Source organism: Mucilaginibacter sp. 3215, assembly GCF_050433785.1.
Lineage (GTDB): Bacteria > Bacteroidota > Bacteroidia > Sphingobacteriales > Sphingobacteriaceae > Mucilaginibacter.
Window position 1 is genome coordinate 1 of sequence record NZ_JBNPWO010000006.1, and the last position, 16,933, is coordinate 16,933.

Consider the following 16,933-nt stretch of genomic DNA (forward strand, 5'->3'; position numbering starts at 1 on the left):
GTTTTGCCCAATGGCGAAGCCCCGTCATTTATAACTCCTCAAAAAAACTTTTTTAAAATCCTTAGGTTAACGGCTATGGTGACAACACCAACAACTGCGAAGCGAAAAGATAAAAATGAATAATACAGAAAATAAAATTGAAAGTCAGCACCCTCTTCAGGGGGCCGGGGGGCTAATTATAAGGGAAGCCATTCAAACCGACTGTCCGCGCCTGATGGAGCTCGTACATGAGCTTGCCCTCTATGAAAAAGCCCCGGATGAGGTTACCGTAACCTTGCAGCATTTTGAAGAAACCGGGTTTGGCCCTAACTCGGTTTGGAAAGCTTTTGTTGCCGAAGTTGACGGCGTTGTGGTTGGTTTTGCCTTGTACTATGTTCGCTACTCCACCTGGAAAGGCTCCCGCATGTACCTGGAAGATCTCATTGTAACTGAAGATATGCGTGGCAAAAAGATCGGCAAACTACTTTTCGACAGGTTGATCCAGGAAGCTAAAGAAAGAGGTTTCAGCGGTATGGTTTGGCAGGTGCTCGACTGGAATGAACCGGCCATTAACTTTTACAATAAGTACGGCGCGAATATTGAGGCGGGCTGGTTAAATGCCTCGCTTTCAAAAGAGCAGTTGTTAAACTACTAATACTATACCTATGAAAAATCTGTGCCTGTTGTTTTTTATCGTGTTGGGGGTGTCATCGTGCCAGTGGGGAGTTCCTAATAAGGTTAACGAAAAATCATTTGATACCCTGCACTATGCTTATAAAGTAATAAAAGCAAGGGCGGCAGATTGCGGCACTAAATCCGATAGCGCCTGCACGGTGGTGAAAATTAATTACCCGGTTTTTGACAGTGCCAAGGCTTTAAATGATACCATAGTTGCTAAGCTCACCTTAATGTTTGCTATGGATGGTAAAGCTGACAGCAGCCTGGAATTGATGACTAAAAATTTCCTGAAGTCATACGATGATTTCAAGAAAACGGATCCCCGGTCGGGAATGTTTTTTACGCTGGATGATTCTGTTAAGGTGATCCACCAGGATTCAAGCCTTACCACGTTGCAGGTGCAGGGTTATACGTACACTGGGGGGGCTCACGGCGGCACATCTGTCACTTTCATTAACTGGGATTCAAAAGCCGGTAAAAACTTAAGACTTGCCGATATTTTTGCAACCGGTTATCATGATAAATTAAATGCCGTTGCCGAGAAAATCTTCAGGAAGAATGAAAAATTAAGTGATACCGCATCACTCGCCGCTAACTATTTTTTTAAGGATAACAAATTCGCGCTCAATACTAATTTTTCCATTACGCCACTTGGGATTAAATTTTTGTATAATCAGTATGACATTAAACCATACGCGGCCGGTATTACCGAATTGTTTATTCCTTACGCACAGATCAAATCATTAGTACAACCGGGTTCGGTTGTAAGTCAATTCATTAAATAAATGCTTGTTTTTAAATTCGGAGGGGCATCAGTTAAAGATGCCGCGGGTGTTACCAACCTTGCTAATGTTGTAAAACAATATACGGGTCAACAATTGCTCATCGTGATATCGGCTATGGGCAAAACTACCAACGCACTTGAAAAGCTCACCAAAGCCTATATGGATCAGGCGGATGATATGCACGGGATCTTTAACGAGATCAAAGAATATCATTACAACATCCTGAGCGGATTATTTGAACCGGGCCACCCTGTATTTGATGAAGTTGCCAATACCTTTGTGGAGATTGACTGGGCCATAGAGGATGAGCCACACGATAGCTATGATTTTGTATATGATCAGATCGTATCCATTGGCGAACTGGTGTCAACCCGGATAGTTAACGCCTACCTGAACCAGGTTGGGCTCAAAAGTAAATGGCTTGATGTACGCGGATATGTGCATACCGATAATACATACAGAGAGGGTATAGTAGATTGGGATAAAACTAAAGCAAGTATCGGTAAGGATCTTCCAACCTTACTTGAAAAAAGTATTGTTGTAACCCAGGGCTTTTTGGGCGGCACCTCCGAAAATTTTACCACCACACTTGGTCGCGAAGGGTCTGATTACACAGCATCTATATTTGCAGCTTGCCTAGGTGCCGAATCGGTTACTGCCTGGAAAGATGTTCCGGGCATCCTGAACGCCGATCCGAGATTTTTTGCTGATACGGTTAAATTTGATGAGCTCTCCTATACGGAAGCCATCGAAATGACCTATTATGGGGCCAGTGTCATCCATCCAAAAACCATCAAACCCTTACAAAATGCTAAAATACCCCTGCTGGTAAAGCCGTTTACAGACCCATCTGCGCCCGGCACAGTAATTAAAGAAGATGGACATAATCAGTTTACCAAGCCGGTGATCATCCTGAAACAAAACCAGGTATTACTGTCAGTATCAGGTAAGGATTACTCTTTTATAACGGAAGATCACCTGAGCGATGTATTTCGCCTGTTTGCCCAAAACAATGTTAAGGTAAATGTGATGCAAACTTCCGCATTAAGTTTTTCGGTTTGTTTCGACCTAAATGAAGAGCGCTTTGAAAAGTTGTTAAATGGTCTTAAAGCGGATTTTAAGGTGAAGTATAATGAGGGTTTAACGCTTATTACAGTACGCCATGACGGGGCGAATACCGTTAAGAAACTAACCGAAGGCAAAACCATTTTGCTGGAGCAAATTAGCAGGAATACGATACAGGTGGTGGTTAGGTAAACGTAAAAAAAGTTGGTTTATAAACATTCGGCTGTGTTTAAATACCGGCCTTTAGCCTCAAAAAGCTATATTTGGGCATGAAGGCAATCAACACCATCAGGGATTCAGCAAATATCGGACTCGGGATTTTATCGGCAGCTTTTGGCCTTAAGGGTTTTTTACTTTCAAGTCATTTTATCGATGGTGGTGCTACCGGCGTTTCCATGCTGATATCTGATATCACCCTCATACCTATATCCATATTGATCTTTGTTATCAACGTGCCTTTTTTGTGGATCGGTTACCGGAAGCTGGGGCTTTGGTTTGCTATTAAAAGTACCGCCGCCATTGCTTTGCTTTCATTATGCCTTGCATTAGTTCAGTTTCCGGATGTTACTCATGATAAATTGCTTACCGCGGTATTTGGTGGTGTATTTATTGGTACCGGCAGCGGGTTGGCCATGCGTGGTGGAGCCGTGCTCGATGGCACTGAAATAGCAGCTGTGCTGGTAAGTAAAAAAACGCAGCTGCTTAAAGTGAGCGACTTTATTTTGCTACTTAACGTTTTGATATTTGGAGTAGCAGCCTCGGTACTTGGTGTTGAACCGGCCATGTACTCAATATTAACCTATATGGCTGCCGCCAAAATGATCGACTTTTTACTCAATGGTATCGAGCAATACTCGGGTGTTACTGTCATCTCAACCAAAAGTGACGCTATAAGACGCGCTATAACTGTCACCCTCGGCCGTGGCGTTACAATCTACCAGGGTAAAAGCGGTTATGGAAAGGATGGCCATGTGAATGATCCCCGTGATATTGTTTTCACTGTAGCCACCCGTTTGGAGATCCCTTCGTTGAAGCAAACTATTTTACGGATAGATCCCAAAGCCTTTATTGTACAACAAAGTATTGACGATACAACAGGCGGGTTGTTGAAGCGCAAGAAACTACATTAAGAAGCTTAAAGCCGAAGGCTGAAAGCGAACATCTTTAAATAATGGCAATAGGATAGCATTTTCTGGCTTTTAGCTGTCCGCTTTAAGCCCTCAGCTTACAAAACGCTTACAGGGTGCTTATGATCATCAATGGCAACAAAGGTAAAAGTGCCGGTGATGGCTTTTTCGCATACAAAGGAGTACATTTCTTCAATATAAATCTCAACCAAAACTTTTAGGCTGGTATTGCCGATATGGGATATACGGCCAACAAGTTCAATAATGGTACCTGCGGGGATAGGACGGTTAAAGTCGATCCTGTCGGATGATACGGTAACCATTTTTTTACGGGTGAAGCGGGTGGCCGTAATGAAAGCCACCTCATCCATCATGGCCATTGCCGAACCGCCAAAAAGCGTGTCATAATGATTGGTATCGCTTGGGAATACGGTTTTGAATATCCGTGATTCGGCTTCTTTAATTCGTTCTTCAGTAGTCATTGAGTTGAATTTTAACTCCCTCTCCAAAGGAGAGGGTTGGGATGAGGTTGATTATCTCAATTTACCCCATTTTAAATAAGTAGCGCCCCATGAAAACCCTGCGCCAAATGCTGTCAGGATTATGTTATCGTTCTCTTTAAAATCTTCTTTATAATCCCACAACGCCAGCGGGATAGTGGCGGCTGTGGTGTTACCATAACGGTCGATGTTGATCTTAACACGGCTTTCAGGCAGGCCCAAAGCATCACCTACGGCATGGATAATGCGATAATTGGCCTGGTGAGGGATTAGCCAGTTGATATCATCTATGGTAAGGCTGTTACGCTGCAGCACAGATGTGCAGCTTTCGGTCATGCCTTTAATGGCCGCTTTAAAAACTACGCGACCGTCCTGACGTATATAGTGCAGTTTACCATCGAGGGTTTCTTCTGATGCAGGGTTCATAGAGCCGCCGCCAGGTACATATAAATGTTCCCGCCCGTGACCATCAGTTTTAAATACACTGTCAATAACGCCCAGATCTTCAGAAGATGGTTCAAGCAATACCGCGCCGGCGCCATCGCCAAAGAGGATACAGGTGTTGCGGTCGGCATAGTTTACAATGGCGCTGTTTTGATCGGCACCGATAACTATTACTTTTTTATAACGGTTGCTTTCAACCAGGCTCGAGCCAAGGGTAAAGGCATAAAGGAAACCACTGCAGGCCGCATTAACGTCAGACGCCCAGGCATTGCTTAAACCGCATTTATCACAAACGATGCTGGCGGTAGAAATAAGCAGATAATCGGGGGTTGAAGTGGCTACAATAACACAGTCAATTTCAGAAGGATCAACTTGGGCATTTTCAAGTAAATTTTTTACCGCAAAGGCAGCCATGTCTGAAGTAGCGAGTGTTCTGTCGGCGAGGATTCTTCTTTCTTTGATCCCTGTACGTGAAACTATCCAGTCGCTGTTAGTTTCAACCATTTTTTCTAAATCACTGTTAGTTAAAATGTTGTCGGGAACATATCCACCTACACCGGTAATCACCGCACTGCTTTTTAATGCCATAAATATTATATACTCTCAAAAAAACATGCAAAGATAGAGAAATTTGACGGTTTAAAGCTGTCATGCAACTGTATGTTTATACAATCTCATCTTTTCGCACACCGATAATTTGCTGTTTATCGACACAAAAACGCATCTAACCGACACATGTTTTAACACTTACTGTACTGCTTTTACTTTTGAATCAACGATTTAGATTAAACTTAAAAGGAGAACAAACAATGGAAAGAAAGAACTTTTTAAAAAGCCTGGTAATTGGCGCAGTGTCATCGTCGGTATTGGTTGAGGCCTGCAAAAAAGATGCTGATACCGTCACAACTACTACCACTTCATCTTCCGGCAGTACCTCGGGTTCAACCGACACAGGCAGTTGCAGTGTTGCGCCTACCGAAACGGAAGGTCCATATCCAACACATTCGCCTGCTTCATATGTAAGGAGCGATATTACCGATGGCCGTACCGGGTATAAACTTACCGTGAAAATTACAATCAACAATAGCAATAATAGCTGTAGCGCGCTATCGTCAGCGTTGGTTGATATCTGGCATTGCGATGCGGAGGGCAATTATTCTGAATATGGCGGCAGCGGTACACAATCAACAAATTATACATCAGTTCATTTTTTACGTGGCAGGCAAACTACCGATTCAAATGGCCTGGTAACTTTTACCTCTATATTTCCAGGTTGGTATACGGGCAGGGCTACGCATATTCACGTTCATGTGTATAACTCATCGGGTACATCATTGAAAGTAACACAGATCGCTTTTCCGGAAGGTTCCGGCACGGCCCTGGCGGCTGTTAATGGTTATGCTAAAGGCTTGAGCGGATATACGTATAATGCGAGTGATAATGTGTTTAGCGATGGATATACGCTTGAAACTGCTACTGTTACCGGTAGCACCACCGCCGGTTTTGTATTGGCTATCAGCTTAAGTGTACCTGCTTAAAAAACCATTTTGTTTTTTGAACCATCATATGCAAAAGCGCGTCATCATTTTATGTTATCGTAAAATCATCGATATCCGGTCGTTCAAGCAATGGGATAAGCTGGTTTTTGAAAGCACCTACCTGGAATTTAAAATGCAGGCCCAGAACTTTAGCCAGGGAACAGCCTATACTTCCTATTCCGAATTGTTAAGAAATGTGCCCAATGCTCAGCGTTTAGCCGGTATGGTTACACCATCGGTTACAGGTTATATTCAGCAGCTTGGCAGTATTATGCCTGATATTTTAAATAATGTTGGCAGACGGTTTCTGACGTTCAGCAAGTTTCAGTTGGAGATCATCAATTCGGATATTAATGATAAGGATAAACACCAGGTCGCGGTTAATTTTTATTCCGAATCGTTGTTTTGGCATGATACCATAGATAATTACCTGCTGATATCCGCTCAACAGGCCGAAAATCAGTTAAATGTCGAAAATAATTGCATATCCACCAACCTTATGCAATTGCAGCCGTATATAAACATAACTTCATTGCAATATCACAATTAACATGGAAAAGATCTCACCGGGGCAAATACATTTGGCCGACCAAAGAGGTTTCACGAAAACCTCAACCCTGCGGCGTTACAGTAGTTTCAATTATGGTAACTATTTTAACGAGCATCGGAAACCCTTTGGCAAGCTGGAAGTATGGAATGATGAAATGCTGGCCGGTGGTAGTTCAATTGATGTAGCTGTCGAAAACTCCGGCTGGTTTGTTGTAATGCCGGTAACCGGCGAAGTATTGTTAAAAAGGGCAAATGGAGATATCCGCCTGATTGATGTTGGAGAGGTGTTTGCAGGTTATACAATTGCCGGTGAGCGTCTTGAATTAACTAATCTTTATAAAAGCGATTGGATCAATTACATTTATTTGCAGTTAAAGGATGATGAGGTTATAAATCTCCCACACGACGCAGTTTTTAAATTTGATATTACCAACAGGCAAAATGAACTGATTGACCTGGTTCCCACCAGCGGAATGCATCCGTTTCGATTGCATGCAGGAGTATTTGGCGGGAGGGTGGATGCCTTTTATCAACTTCAAAATAGTAAATCGTTGTTTTACGCATTTGTACTTGCCGGAGCATTTGAGCTGCAGGGCCGCCTGATGCATGAGCGTGACGGATTGGCATTATGGCAGCTGGAAGAAGCCGACATGGAAGCGTTAAGCAATAACGCGGTGATTGCGATATTGGAAATATTAAAATAAATCGCCTATTGTGGAGACGCATTATAGGCGCCTTCCGTAATATACAGCCGGCTCCTTACAAAAGGGGTACCTCATTAATTTAAAGAGGTACCCGACTAATCAAGATATTTCTCATTTAAATTGCCATACCACCCGATGCTTCAATACGCTGGCCATTAACCCAACGCGCATCTTCAGTACAAAGGAAAGCTACAACGCCGCCAACGTCCTCCGCAACGCCTGGTCTGCCCAGTGCAGTTATGCTGCTTACCATTTTTTGGGTTTCTTCGCTGTTGCGCAAATGGCCGCCGCCAAAATCGGTCATAATGGCGCCTGGGGCAACCACATTGGCCCTGATACCTCTTCCGCCAAGTTCTTTAGCCAGGTAACGGGTGAAAATTTCCACCGCGCCTTTCATAGATGCATATGCCGAAGAACCTGGAACTGATAACCTTGTCAACCCGGATGATACATTGACAATCCCACCGCCATCGGCCATCCACGGGATCAATTTTTGAGTTAAAAAGTATACACCTTTAAAGTGCACATTCAATAAATCATCAAAAAACTCCTCGGTAACATCGCTAATGGCGCTGTAACCGCCTTGCCCGGCATTATTAATTAAAAAGTCGATATGATCGGTGCCAAATTTATCCGTCAAAACTTCACGCAGTTTTTCGGTAAATGCGTCAAAGCTTTTAATTACTCCGGTATTGAGTTGCAATGCTGCTGCCTTTGCGCCGCTTTGTTCTACAAGGCTAACTACCTTTGCTGCTTCCTCTGCATTGGTATTGTAGGTTATAATAACATCTATTCCTTTTTCGGCAAGCCTTAAGGCCATGTCCCTGCCTAAGCCGCGGCTGCCGCCGGTTACCACGGCAATTTTATTTTTGTTTTCCATTTTCTTTTTTGTTTTGATACAAAAGTAAAACAGATGGGAGGGGAGGCGTTTTAATAAATCAATCCATTATTTACAAAATTCAAATAATGGTTAAAATATCGGCGCTTTTAATAATCGTACAACTGTGGTTTAAATCTTTTAGCCAGGTAGCCGGTAGCTTTTTCTAAATCGATATCAGCTATAATTACACCGGTTGTGCCATAAGCCTGGTAAACTAAACAGGTGCCATCCGGTGCTATAACCGAACTGGCCGATTCGGGGTAAAGCGAACCATAATTGGAACTCGCAAAATAGATGGTATTTTCCAGCGCCCGCATCATCATGGCTTTTTCGTAATAAGGGTTGGCCATACTGCCCCATTCGGTAAGCAATACCCCCTCAGTATTACTGCCCGAAAAATGCGGATGGAAAACAATGTGCGCGCCATTACGCGCCGCCCATCTTACCGATTCGGGATAACGGAACCCTTCGTGGCAAATGGTAACACCAAATTTTAAGCCATTTACCTCGAAAATATTTCGTTGTGTGCCCGGCACCCAAATGGCATCTTCCGATGGATCTAACTGGTTTTTAGTTTGGTAGCCGAGTACATCGCCGGTTTGGGATATTACGTGTGCAATATTTAAAAGGCCGGTATCTCCATACCAGTCCATCGGCATAACAACTGCTATATTATTTTCGGCCGCCAATCCGCATACTTCATTCAATGCCGATTGCAGTATCTCCGGCGATGTTGGCTCCGGATCGGTTATCATACCCGGATATCCCGGTATATATGATTCAGGGAAACAGATAACCTCTGCCTGTTGAGATGCTGCATCTTTAATCAGCTTTTCGGCTTGTTGCAGTCCATCATTAATTGATTTCGGGAAAGGCGGAGTGGCAATGGCTATTTTCATGCGGTGTTAATCTATATGCTAAATTAAAGGTTTGCGAATATCTGTGGTTAATATTTATCCTCTCATGTGTCACTTTTTTATTTCAACCCATACTTAGCCGATATTTATAAAATTATCATTGTACATTTGTTATGGAGATCCTTTCCAAACCCAATAAATCATCATTCACACTACTTAACGTTTACTACTATGATTGAAACTAAAGCGTATGCTGCGCAAGATGAAAATACACCGCTTGCCCCCTGGACTTTTGAGAGGCGCGAAGTTGGTGCTCATGACGTGCAGTTTGATATTTTGTACTGCGGCGTTTGCCACTCCGATTTACACCAGATCAAAAACGACTGGTTCCCCGGCATTTTTCCTATGGTGCCCGGACATGAAATTGTTGGCCGCGTAGTTAAAGTTGGCGAGCATGTAAAAGGTTTTAAAGTTGGCGACCTTGCCGCTACCGGCTGTTTGGTTGACTCATGTCGTACATGCGAAAATTGTAAACGCGATTTGGAGCAATATTGCCTTAATGGCAACTCACAAACTTATAATGGCCTTGAACAGGATCATAAAACACCTACTTATGGTGGTTACTCAAACACCATTGTTGTTAATGAGGATTTTGTGCTGCACCTTAAGGTAGGAGTTGACCTCGCCGCCGTTGCCCCGTTGTTATGCGCCGGCATCACAACCTACTCGCCGCTAAGGCACTGGAAGGTAGGCAAAGGCCATAAGCTGGCCGTACTCGGCTTAGGCGGCTTAGGCCACATGGCTGTTAAATTTGGCGTGGCCTTTGGTGCCGATGTTACCGTATTAAGTACATCGCCTAAGAAAGAAGAAGACGCTAAAAAATTAGGTGCCCACCATTTTGTGGTAACTACCGATCCAAAACAGGTTGAAGCAGCTAAAAACTCCTTCGATTTTATTTTGGATACCGTATCGGCCGAGCATGACTTTAACATGTACCTGTCGTTATTACGTACCGATGGCGTTCATATTTGTGTGGGCGTTCCGCCTAAACCAGCTCAGATTGCTGCTTTCAGCTTATTGGGCGGCCGTAAAAGCTTAGCGGGTTCAGGAATTGGCGGTATCAAAGAAACCCAGGAGATGCTTGATTTCTGTGCCGAAAATAACATCGTCTCTGATATTGAAATGATTGATATCAAGGATATTCACACCGCTTATGACCGTATGGAAAAAGGCGATGTGCGTTACAGGTTTGTAATTGATATGGCTACGTTGTAAAGTAATTTATAATTGATAACAGAAGGCCGTGCGGGAGCATGGCCTTTTTACTATAGTCATATTTACACCCTTTAAAAGTCGCTTTAGCCCCCTGCATACGAACGAGCACCGGTTTAATTTTGATATAAAAAATATAACCACTGATATTATGAGAAACTTAGTATTGTTTATGCACATTTCACTCGATGGTATGGTTGCCCGCACTGATGGCGCTATGGACTGGATCAAAGTGAGCAACGAGATGTTTGAGTATGCCAACGCCCGCACACAGGTAGCTGACTCCGCCCTATATGGCCGTAAAACCTTTGAAATGATGGATGCCTACTGGCCAACAGCAGCCAATGGGCCAAACCCCTCAAAGCATACTATTGAACATGCTACATGGTATAATAATACACTTAAGTATGTAGTGTCTGAAACTGCTGCCAAGCAAAATACCGATAAGATTAAATTTATCAGTGATGATGTAAAGGAGCGGATTTCAGACCTCAAAAAACAGGAAGGCGGCGAGATCATCATGTTTGGCAGCCCTGTTCTTGCCCGTTATTTGATGCAGGAAGGATTGATTGATGAATTTTGGCTGTTTATAAACCCAATAGTACTTGGTGCCGGTATTCCGCTGTTTCCTAATACGGAGATAAAGCTCAAACTGGCAAAAAGCACCACTTTCGCCGACGGTGTTCTCGGGGCACATTATATAAAAGAGTAGTGTTTTGCAGGGAGATATCTTCCGTTATAAAAAAATCTGCAACCCGAGGCAACGCCTTTGCTAAAATGGTAGTAATCATTATGTACACAAACATATTATTACATGAAATTACTATCAAAGTTAACAGCAGCGGCCCTTGTGACAGGAGCACTGTTTTTTTCAAATACGGTAAAAGCGCAAACCACTCCAGCAAATGCGTTCCGTTTAGGTTTAGGAATTGAAACCGGCTTGCCTACAGGTGTAGCAAAAATTGGCACTACTTTTACCTTAGGTGGTACAGCCCGTTTACAATACGGTATAAGCAATAGTTTTGCGCTTACTTATACTATGGGCGGGTATCATTTTTTTCAGAAAGAAAATCCTGCTACGGGTAAACGCTATCCAAGCTATGGCGAAATCCCTATTAAATTCGGTTTCAAAGAGTTTTTTGTACCAAGTGTATATGTTGCCGGCGAAGCTGGTATCGCTTATGAAAAACTGGAAGAAGGCTGGGGCCCGCACAGGCTTGATCTTTCGCCTGGTATAGGCTGGGCCAATAAAACCTGGGATGTAAGTGTACGCTATGAAAACTTTTCGGGTGCTAACCAGGATCATTTTGGTATGGTTGGCCTGCGCTTAGCTTACGGATTTGCTTTATAATTTCGCACTTAATGTAACGATTAACTAATATGAACTAACAAACACCCGGCTCACCCAGGTTATGTTAGGTTGACTGGCCCTCTTTCGGTTATTACCGAAAGAGGGTTTTTATTTGTTTTCCAAGTTAACGGTAATTATGCTATCCTGATTTAAGATCAGATGTTAACTACCTGTTAAAATTATGCCACCAGGGCAATTGATGAGTTTAACTTACCAGCTAAACTTTAAAAGAGCCACCCCTTGCCTTGGTAACAATACAGTGGCACCTGCCAGCCCTGATTTAGCCTGTAGCGTAACCTGTTTGCCAAACTGTTGTAATTGCCCCGCTTTTTCAAGTTCCTTAATTTGCGCAGCTGTAGGTTTTTGCGGTGAACCCATCTTTTTCCATACCTCATAAGCATTGCTGTGTTCGTCATCAATGCGGTATTGGGTAAGTTTAACGAAGGTTGGTGGCAGGTGTTCTATCCTGATCTTTACGGTTTTTCCCGCATCGTGCAGGTCATCATCATGGTAGTTCCACAGCAATACGGTCATTTCTTTTTTATCTGCGGCTGCCAAAGCACCGATATCTGTATTATTTCCCCCGATGCTTGAATCAGCTACGGTTTTAAGCGAATACATCTGGTCGCCGGTTACTTTCAGGCGTTTGCCTTTCATCATGCCCAACATCCGGAAAACGTTAATTACCGGTTTATCAACTCCGTTTGTAGCCAAATCGCGGAAGCCATAAAACCAGGGCTGATTTTCAAACTCGAACGACCATGATACCGAGCCCATAAAGTTTACACCTAATGAGTCGGCCAGTTGGTATTCGCGGGCTATGGAAGCTGCTGTATAGCTCGAATACATGGTGCCATTACGGTAAGCATTTGAAGGGTTGGTAGCCATACCGCAGGCGGCGCAACCTTCCGGGTCCGATTCGCCTATTACTATCGGCGTGTTTTTAGTTTCGGGATATGATGCCACAATTTTAAAGCCCTCCCTGATATCGCGGATCTGCGGGGCCATGTTCATGCGCACCCGGCCATTGATCAGCGTAGGCTGCCCTTTGGCATGGAAAGAGATCACATCAATAGGCGACCCTATTTTGCCTGTTGCGTAATTGGTATCAGCAATACAATGTTTGATAAATGCGTTCAGGAATTTCATTCCGCCGGGGCTTGAGCCACCTGCAACTTCCGGTCCGCCCACGTGCGCGGTAGGGAGGGCGCGTTTTACACCATGGGCGGCATAATCGTACAGTTTAAAGAACTCTTTCATGGTACCTTTCCAGTAGCCTATGTTGGGCTCGTTCCAAACTTCCCAGTACCAGCTTTCAACCTCGGCCTGGCCGTAGCGTTGTACACAATGCTTTACCCATTGGTAAACAAGCTCTTCCCATTTGTTATAATCTTTAGGAGGGTACGCCCATCCTGTGTAAACATCATCATAGTTATCGCCCGGTTTCCAGTAATGGCGGTAAGGTTTGGGGTGGGTTGACAAGGCCTCGGGCATAAAACCTATCTGGGCATAAGGTTTCATGCCCAATTTAATGTAGGTGTCAAAAATGCTGTCAACCAAATGCCAGTTATAAACCGGGTTGCCATTAGCGTCTTCGGTATAAGCGTTGGTCGATCCCCACTTTAGGGCTGCCGTGCCATCACCGCTGGTAAGCAGGTTATGAACCCGCATGCGTACAGGTACAGGGCTCAAAGCTGCCAGTTCGGAAAGTAGTTTGCGGCCATCCTTCATGTAAGTGTAGTTAGGTTCATCATGACCAAACCATGCCCAAACGGGGTACATATCGCCAATTTTATCATTTAGGTTGATGGCGATATGGGCCTGTTCCTGGGCAAAAATACGGGTGCCTGTAAGTAATAGGAAGCAGCAGAGGAGTTTGATGGTCTTCATTCAGGTGGTTTGGTGGTTTATAAGGAGTACAGATCAAACATAGGTAATTTTATTTATTGTAAAAAGAACAATTAAAATGAGGGACTGGCCTTTCAATCAATTTTAAATGGCACACAACATATCTAACATAATTTACGTTAACAGCGTGTTAATTTATTGTTTACGTGCTTCAGAAATTATACAGAATTGGACTGTATAATTGTATTTTATCAGCGCTTAATAAGGGGGATTCTTTGCAAAAGTTTAGGTTTTATTTTATTTCGATGCTATTGGCAGCTTCGTTCTCGCTGCCATTATATGCCCAGGTTAAGGATACATTACAAAAAGATACCGTAAAGAAGGATTCTCTGCAGAAAGACTCTGCCAGGAATATCCTGACATTGCCCGATACAGTTAAACATCTTCAAAGTAAGTTTCCCTCATACATACCGCCGGCCGCTTTTATCACTTATGGCCTACTATCGTTAAAAGTAGGATTTATACGTAATATTGATTATCGCGTACGGAATGATATGAACAAGGATCATCCCGGTTTTCGCACCAGTGTTGATAATTCACTCCAATATGCGCCAATAGTTTCAGTTTATGCTTTGAACCTGGTCGGCATTCATGGTAAAAATACATTTATCGACCGTACTATGCTGCTCGTACTTTCCGAAGCCATTTTTGCAGGTTCAACTTTTGGCCTAAAACGCATTACCCATCGTGAGCGGCCTGACGGTTCCGATAAATTTTCGTTCCCTTCAGGCCATACCGGTAACGCCTTTGTTTCTGCCGAGTTTATGGCCCAGGAGTACGGCGACCGCTCGCCCATATACGGTGGTGTGGGCTATGCATTTGCAACTACCACTGCTATTTTGCGTGTATACAACAACAAGCATTGGTTTAGCGACATCATAGCAGGAGCTGGTTTTGGTATTCTGTCAACCAAAGCGGCTTATTACCTCTACCCGCTTATCCGTAATGGTGTATTCCGTGGGGGGAATGAGAAAGGGAAAAACAACAACTCCTTATTGTTGCCAACTTACCAGGACGGCAAGGTTGGGTTAACCTTTGCTAAGAGCTTTTAAACGACTGATCTTATTATTATAATGTACAACCACCTTAGTATTAGGGTGGTTGTTTTGTTTTAGAGTTTTTTTTTAATAAAAAATAACTTAGCTATTGCAACGTACGTTTTTGATACGTATCTTTGGTTTATGAGTTTGTTTAAAAAGGATATTACTGCTGATTTAACGCCAACCAAAACAGAAATGGACGTTTTGCGGGTGTTGTGGCAGCATGGCCCGTCGACAGTGAGGTTTGTGCATGATAAGCTTAATGAACAAAAGGAAGCGGTAATTTACACCAGTACCCTTAAGCTGATGCAGGTAATGAAAGAGAAGGGGATGCTTGAACGTGACGAAACCAATATGAAGCACATTTACAGCGCCGCAGTTGAAGAAGACAAGGTGAAAGGGAACATGCTTGGGCGCTTTGTTGATTCGATGTATAATGGTTCGCCGAGCGATTTGATGGTAGCCTTGCTGGGCAACGACAAAACATCGGCCGAAGAACTCAGAAAAATAAAAGAGCTGCTCAAAAACCTGGACGATAATTAAACTTTACAGATATGTACCTGCTCCTTAACACCAACACCGTTTCCCACAGCCTGATACAGGCTTTTAGCTGGATGCTGATCCATTCACTATGGCAGGGGATGTTGCTGGCAGTTATGAGCGCGGTGGTGATGCTGCTTACCAAAAAAACAAGCGCGGCAGTAAGGTACAACCTGGTACTGGTACAGTTTTTATTATTTGTTGGCGCCTGCCTGTTCACTTTTGTTTGGGAATGGAACAAGCAGCCGCAGCAAGGCAGTTTGGAAATAGGCAACTCCATTGGCAGTCGGGCATCGGCTTTATTAAACCTTAATGCTGATGGGATACGGGCTTTTGCCGGCACCTGTATCGGTTATTTTACAGCCAACGCGCCAATTGTTGTATTGCTTTGGTTTGTGTTTTTCCTGTTCCGGTCGGTACGGATGATGCGCGGGCTCATGTTTGTCCATACCGCAAAACACAGGCAGGTATCCGAGCCTGTTGGCTATTGGAAAAACAGGGTGGAACTGCTTTGCAAAAAGCTGCAACTGAAACAGGCAGTTAAACTACTTGAATCGGGATACGTGAAAATGCCTATGGTTATCGGGCACCTGAAGCCGGTGATCCTGATTCCTGCAGGTTTATTGGCTGGGATGCCGCCCGAGCAGGTGGAGGCTGTACTGCTGCATGAACTGGCGCACATTCGCAGGCATGATTATTTCGTTAACTTTTTACAAACCATTGCCGAAACCGTATTTTTCTTCAATCCCGGCTTGTTATGGATCTCGGCCCTGCTGCGCGATGAGCGGGAAAATTGCTGCGATGATATCGCCATCGCCCAAACAAAAAATAAGCGGGAGTTTATAGAAGCACTCATCAGTTTTAAGGAACATTCGCTTTATGGTACAAACTACGCGGTTGCATTCCCCGGTAAAAAAAATCAGCTGTTGCAAAGGGTAAGCCGCATTCTGAATAATAAAAACAAAACGGTAACCTCGGGCGAAAAGGTATTTTTGATAAGCGGCGTTATTATCCTTTCGGCTATAATAGCAACCGCAGCCATTGCACAGATCCGAAAAGTGAATTATCCTGAAAACGGCAATAATCATACGTATAAACAGGAACAACGCGTAACATCATTTGCCGATACCCAATCTGCAGCGATTGTTAGGCAAGGAGATAAGCCGAAACATTTAAAACATAAATATCTTGCTGCTGCCCGGAAACCCGTTCATGCAAATGGAAACACAGTTATGGCTAATGATGAACCCGTGTCTCCGCAGGAGCAGCTTGAGCGCGATGCATTGGCAGCAAAGCAGCGGGCCGAACAGGATAATCGGCAGTCGGTAAATAATAAAACCGCACTTAACCCCGAACAGGAACAAGCCCGCCGTGCACAGGATCAGGCCAAACGTGACCTGGAGCAGGCGCGGCGCGATCAGGAACAAGCCATGCGTGATCAGGTGCAGGCTAAACTTGACCAGGAACAGGCCGAAAGAGATCAGGCACAAGCAAAGCGCGATCAGGAGCAGGCAAAACGTGATCAGGCACAGGCTAACAAACTAAAGACAGAACCGATAAAAAGTAAAACAAGCGTTCAGGATTAAGTAAAACCTTTCTTATTTAGTCTGTAAAGCAGGGATACATACTGCTTTATAAGCTATAGTAATCAGTCATTTCAATAATCAATTTTAAACTGCCAAATGGGCGGAATGGAAAACTATTGCCCAATTTTTA

18 protein-coding genes are annotated in these 16,933 nt (G+C 43.7%); 13 read left to right on the plus strand and 5 right to left on the minus strand.

Features of this window, described 5'->3' with window-relative positions; all coding sequences use genetic code 11:
* The first annotated feature begins 115 nt into the window (after positions 1-115).
* The 4 genes from ABIC84_RS12560 to ABIC84_RS12575 all read left to right on the plus strand — a co-directional run bounded on the left by ABIC84_RS12560 (position 116) and on the right by ABIC84_RS12575 (position 3,637).
* Positions 116-634 carry an N-acetyltransferase family protein gene (locus ABIC84_RS12560; protein WP_426589608.1) on the plus strand — a complete coding sequence of 173 codons (519 nt, stop codon included), beginning with the start codon at positions 116-118 and terminating at the stop codon, positions 632-634.
* 10 nt (positions 635-644) lie between these two features.
* Positions 645-1,442 carry a DUF3298 and DUF4163 domain-containing protein gene (locus ABIC84_RS12565; protein ID WP_429263759.1) on the plus strand — a complete coding sequence of 266 codons (798 nt, stop codon included), beginning with the start codon at positions 645-647 and terminating at the stop codon, positions 1,440-1,442.
* Positions 1,443-2,699, plus strand: coding sequence for an aspartate kinase (locus tag ABIC84_RS12570; protein ID WP_429263760.1), 1,257 nt, complete (start codon positions 1,443-1,445; stop codon positions 2,697-2,699).
* 77 nt (positions 2,700-2,776) lie between these two features.
* On the plus strand, positions 2,777-3,637 hold the full coding sequence (locus ABIC84_RS12575) for a YitT family protein (protein WP_090524008.1): 861 nt from the start codon (positions 2,777-2,779) through the stop codon (positions 3,635-3,637).
* Positions 3,638-3,732: 95 nt separating this feature from the next.
* Here the strand turns inward: ABIC84_RS12575 and ABIC84_RS12580 are convergent, their stop codons facing one another.
* On the minus strand, positions 3,733-4,116 hold the full coding sequence (locus ABIC84_RS12580; protein WP_429263761.1) for an acyl-CoA thioesterase: 384 nt from the start codon (positions 4,114-4,116) through the stop codon (positions 3,733-3,735).
* 51 nt (positions 4,117-4,167) lie between these two features.
* A complete protein-coding gene (locus ABIC84_RS12585) occupies positions 4,168-5,166 on the minus strand; it encodes a beta-ketoacyl-ACP synthase III (RefSeq protein WP_090524014.1) in 999 nt (332 codons plus the stop codon).
* A 221-nt stretch (positions 5,167-5,387) separates the two neighbouring features.
* On the opposite strand from ABIC84_RS12585, the gene ABIC84_RS12590 reads away from it, so the two are divergent.
* From ABIC84_RS12590 to ABIC84_RS12600, 3 genes are read left to right on the plus strand one after another with little or no spacing between them, the layout of a single operon-like run.
* Positions 5,388-6,116, plus strand: a complete 729-nt coding sequence (locus ABIC84_RS12590) for an intradiol ring-cleavage dioxygenase (protein WP_426589600.1) — start codon at positions 5,388-5,390, stop codon at positions 6,114-6,116.
* Positions 6,117-6,144: 28 nt separating this feature from the next.
* Positions 6,145-6,666 carry a hypothetical protein gene (locus ABIC84_RS12595; protein ID WP_354481495.1) on the plus strand — a complete coding sequence of 174 codons (522 nt, stop codon included), beginning with the start codon at positions 6,145-6,147 and terminating at the stop codon, positions 6,664-6,666.
* 1 nt (position 6,667) lies between these two features.
* Positions 6,668-7,369, plus strand: a complete 702-nt coding sequence (locus ABIC84_RS12600; RefSeq protein WP_429263762.1) for a hypothetical protein — start codon at positions 6,668-6,670, stop codon at positions 7,367-7,369.
* 115 nt (positions 7,370-7,484) lie between these two features.
* Here the strand turns inward: ABIC84_RS12600 and ABIC84_RS12605 are convergent, their stop codons facing one another.
* Together ABIC84_RS12605 and ABIC84_RS12610 are read right to left on the minus strand one after the other, a co-directional pair.
* Positions 7,485-8,249: an SDR family NAD(P)-dependent oxidoreductase gene (locus ABIC84_RS12605; protein ID WP_429263763.1), complete on the minus strand. Its 765-nt coding sequence runs from the start codon at positions 8,247-8,249 to the stop codon at positions 7,485-7,487.
* Positions 8,250-8,356: 107 nt separating this feature from the next.
* Positions 8,357-9,148 (minus strand): carbon-nitrogen hydrolase family protein, encoded by a 792-nt coding sequence (locus ABIC84_RS12610; RefSeq protein WP_426589592.1) that lies wholly within the window; start codon positions 9,146-9,148, stop codon positions 8,357-8,359.
* Positions 9,149-9,337: 189 nt separating this feature from the next.
* Here ABIC84_RS12610 and ABIC84_RS12615 point away from each other — a divergent pair, with 189 nt between their 5' ends.
* The 3 genes from ABIC84_RS12615 to ABIC84_RS12625 all read left to right on the plus strand — a co-directional run bounded on the left by ABIC84_RS12615 (position 9,338) and on the right by ABIC84_RS12625 (position 11,729).
* Complete coding sequence (locus ABIC84_RS12615; RefSeq protein WP_429263764.1) at positions 9,338-10,381, plus strand: NAD(P)-dependent alcohol dehydrogenase; 1,044 nt, start codon at positions 9,338-9,340, stop codon at positions 10,379-10,381.
* Between the two features lie 148 nt (positions 10,382-10,529).
* Positions 10,530-11,090 (plus strand): dihydrofolate reductase family protein, encoded by a 561-nt coding sequence (locus tag ABIC84_RS12620; RefSeq protein ID WP_426589590.1) that lies wholly within the window; start codon positions 10,530-10,532, stop codon positions 11,088-11,090.
* 102 nt (positions 11,091-11,192) lie between these two features.
* Positions 11,193-11,729, plus strand: a complete 537-nt coding sequence (locus tag ABIC84_RS12625; protein WP_176623479.1) for a hypothetical protein — start codon at positions 11,193-11,195, stop codon at positions 11,727-11,729.
* Positions 11,730-11,939: 210 nt separating this feature from the next.
* Here the strand turns inward: ABIC84_RS12625 and ABIC84_RS12630 are convergent, their stop codons facing one another.
* Entirely contained in the window at positions 11,940-13,619 is a 1,680-nt protein-coding gene (locus ABIC84_RS12630) for a GH39 family glycosyl hydrolase (RefSeq protein WP_426589587.1), read from the minus strand.
* Positions 13,620-13,882: 263 nt separating this feature from the next.
* On the opposite strand from ABIC84_RS12630, the gene ABIC84_RS12635 reads away from it, so the two are divergent.
* The 3 genes from ABIC84_RS12635 to ABIC84_RS12645 all read left to right on the plus strand — a co-directional run bounded on the left by ABIC84_RS12635 (position 13,883) and on the right by ABIC84_RS12645 (position 16,803).
* Positions 13,883-14,689, plus strand: coding sequence for a phosphatase PAP2 family protein (locus tag ABIC84_RS12635; RefSeq protein WP_426589585.1), 807 nt, complete (start codon positions 13,883-13,885; stop codon positions 14,687-14,689).
* A 129-nt stretch (positions 14,690-14,818) separates the two neighbouring features.
* Positions 14,819-15,220 (plus strand): BlaI/MecI/CopY family transcriptional regulator, encoded by a 402-nt coding sequence (locus tag ABIC84_RS12640; RefSeq protein ID WP_426589583.1) that lies wholly within the window; start codon positions 14,819-14,821, stop codon positions 15,218-15,220.
* Positions 15,221-15,231: 11 nt separating this feature from the next.
* Positions 15,232-16,803: a M56 family metallopeptidase gene (locus ABIC84_RS12645; protein WP_426589581.1), complete on the plus strand. Its 1,572-nt coding sequence runs from the start codon at positions 15,232-15,234 to the stop codon at positions 16,801-16,803.
* The last annotated feature ends 130 nt before the right edge of the window (positions 16,804-16,933 follow it).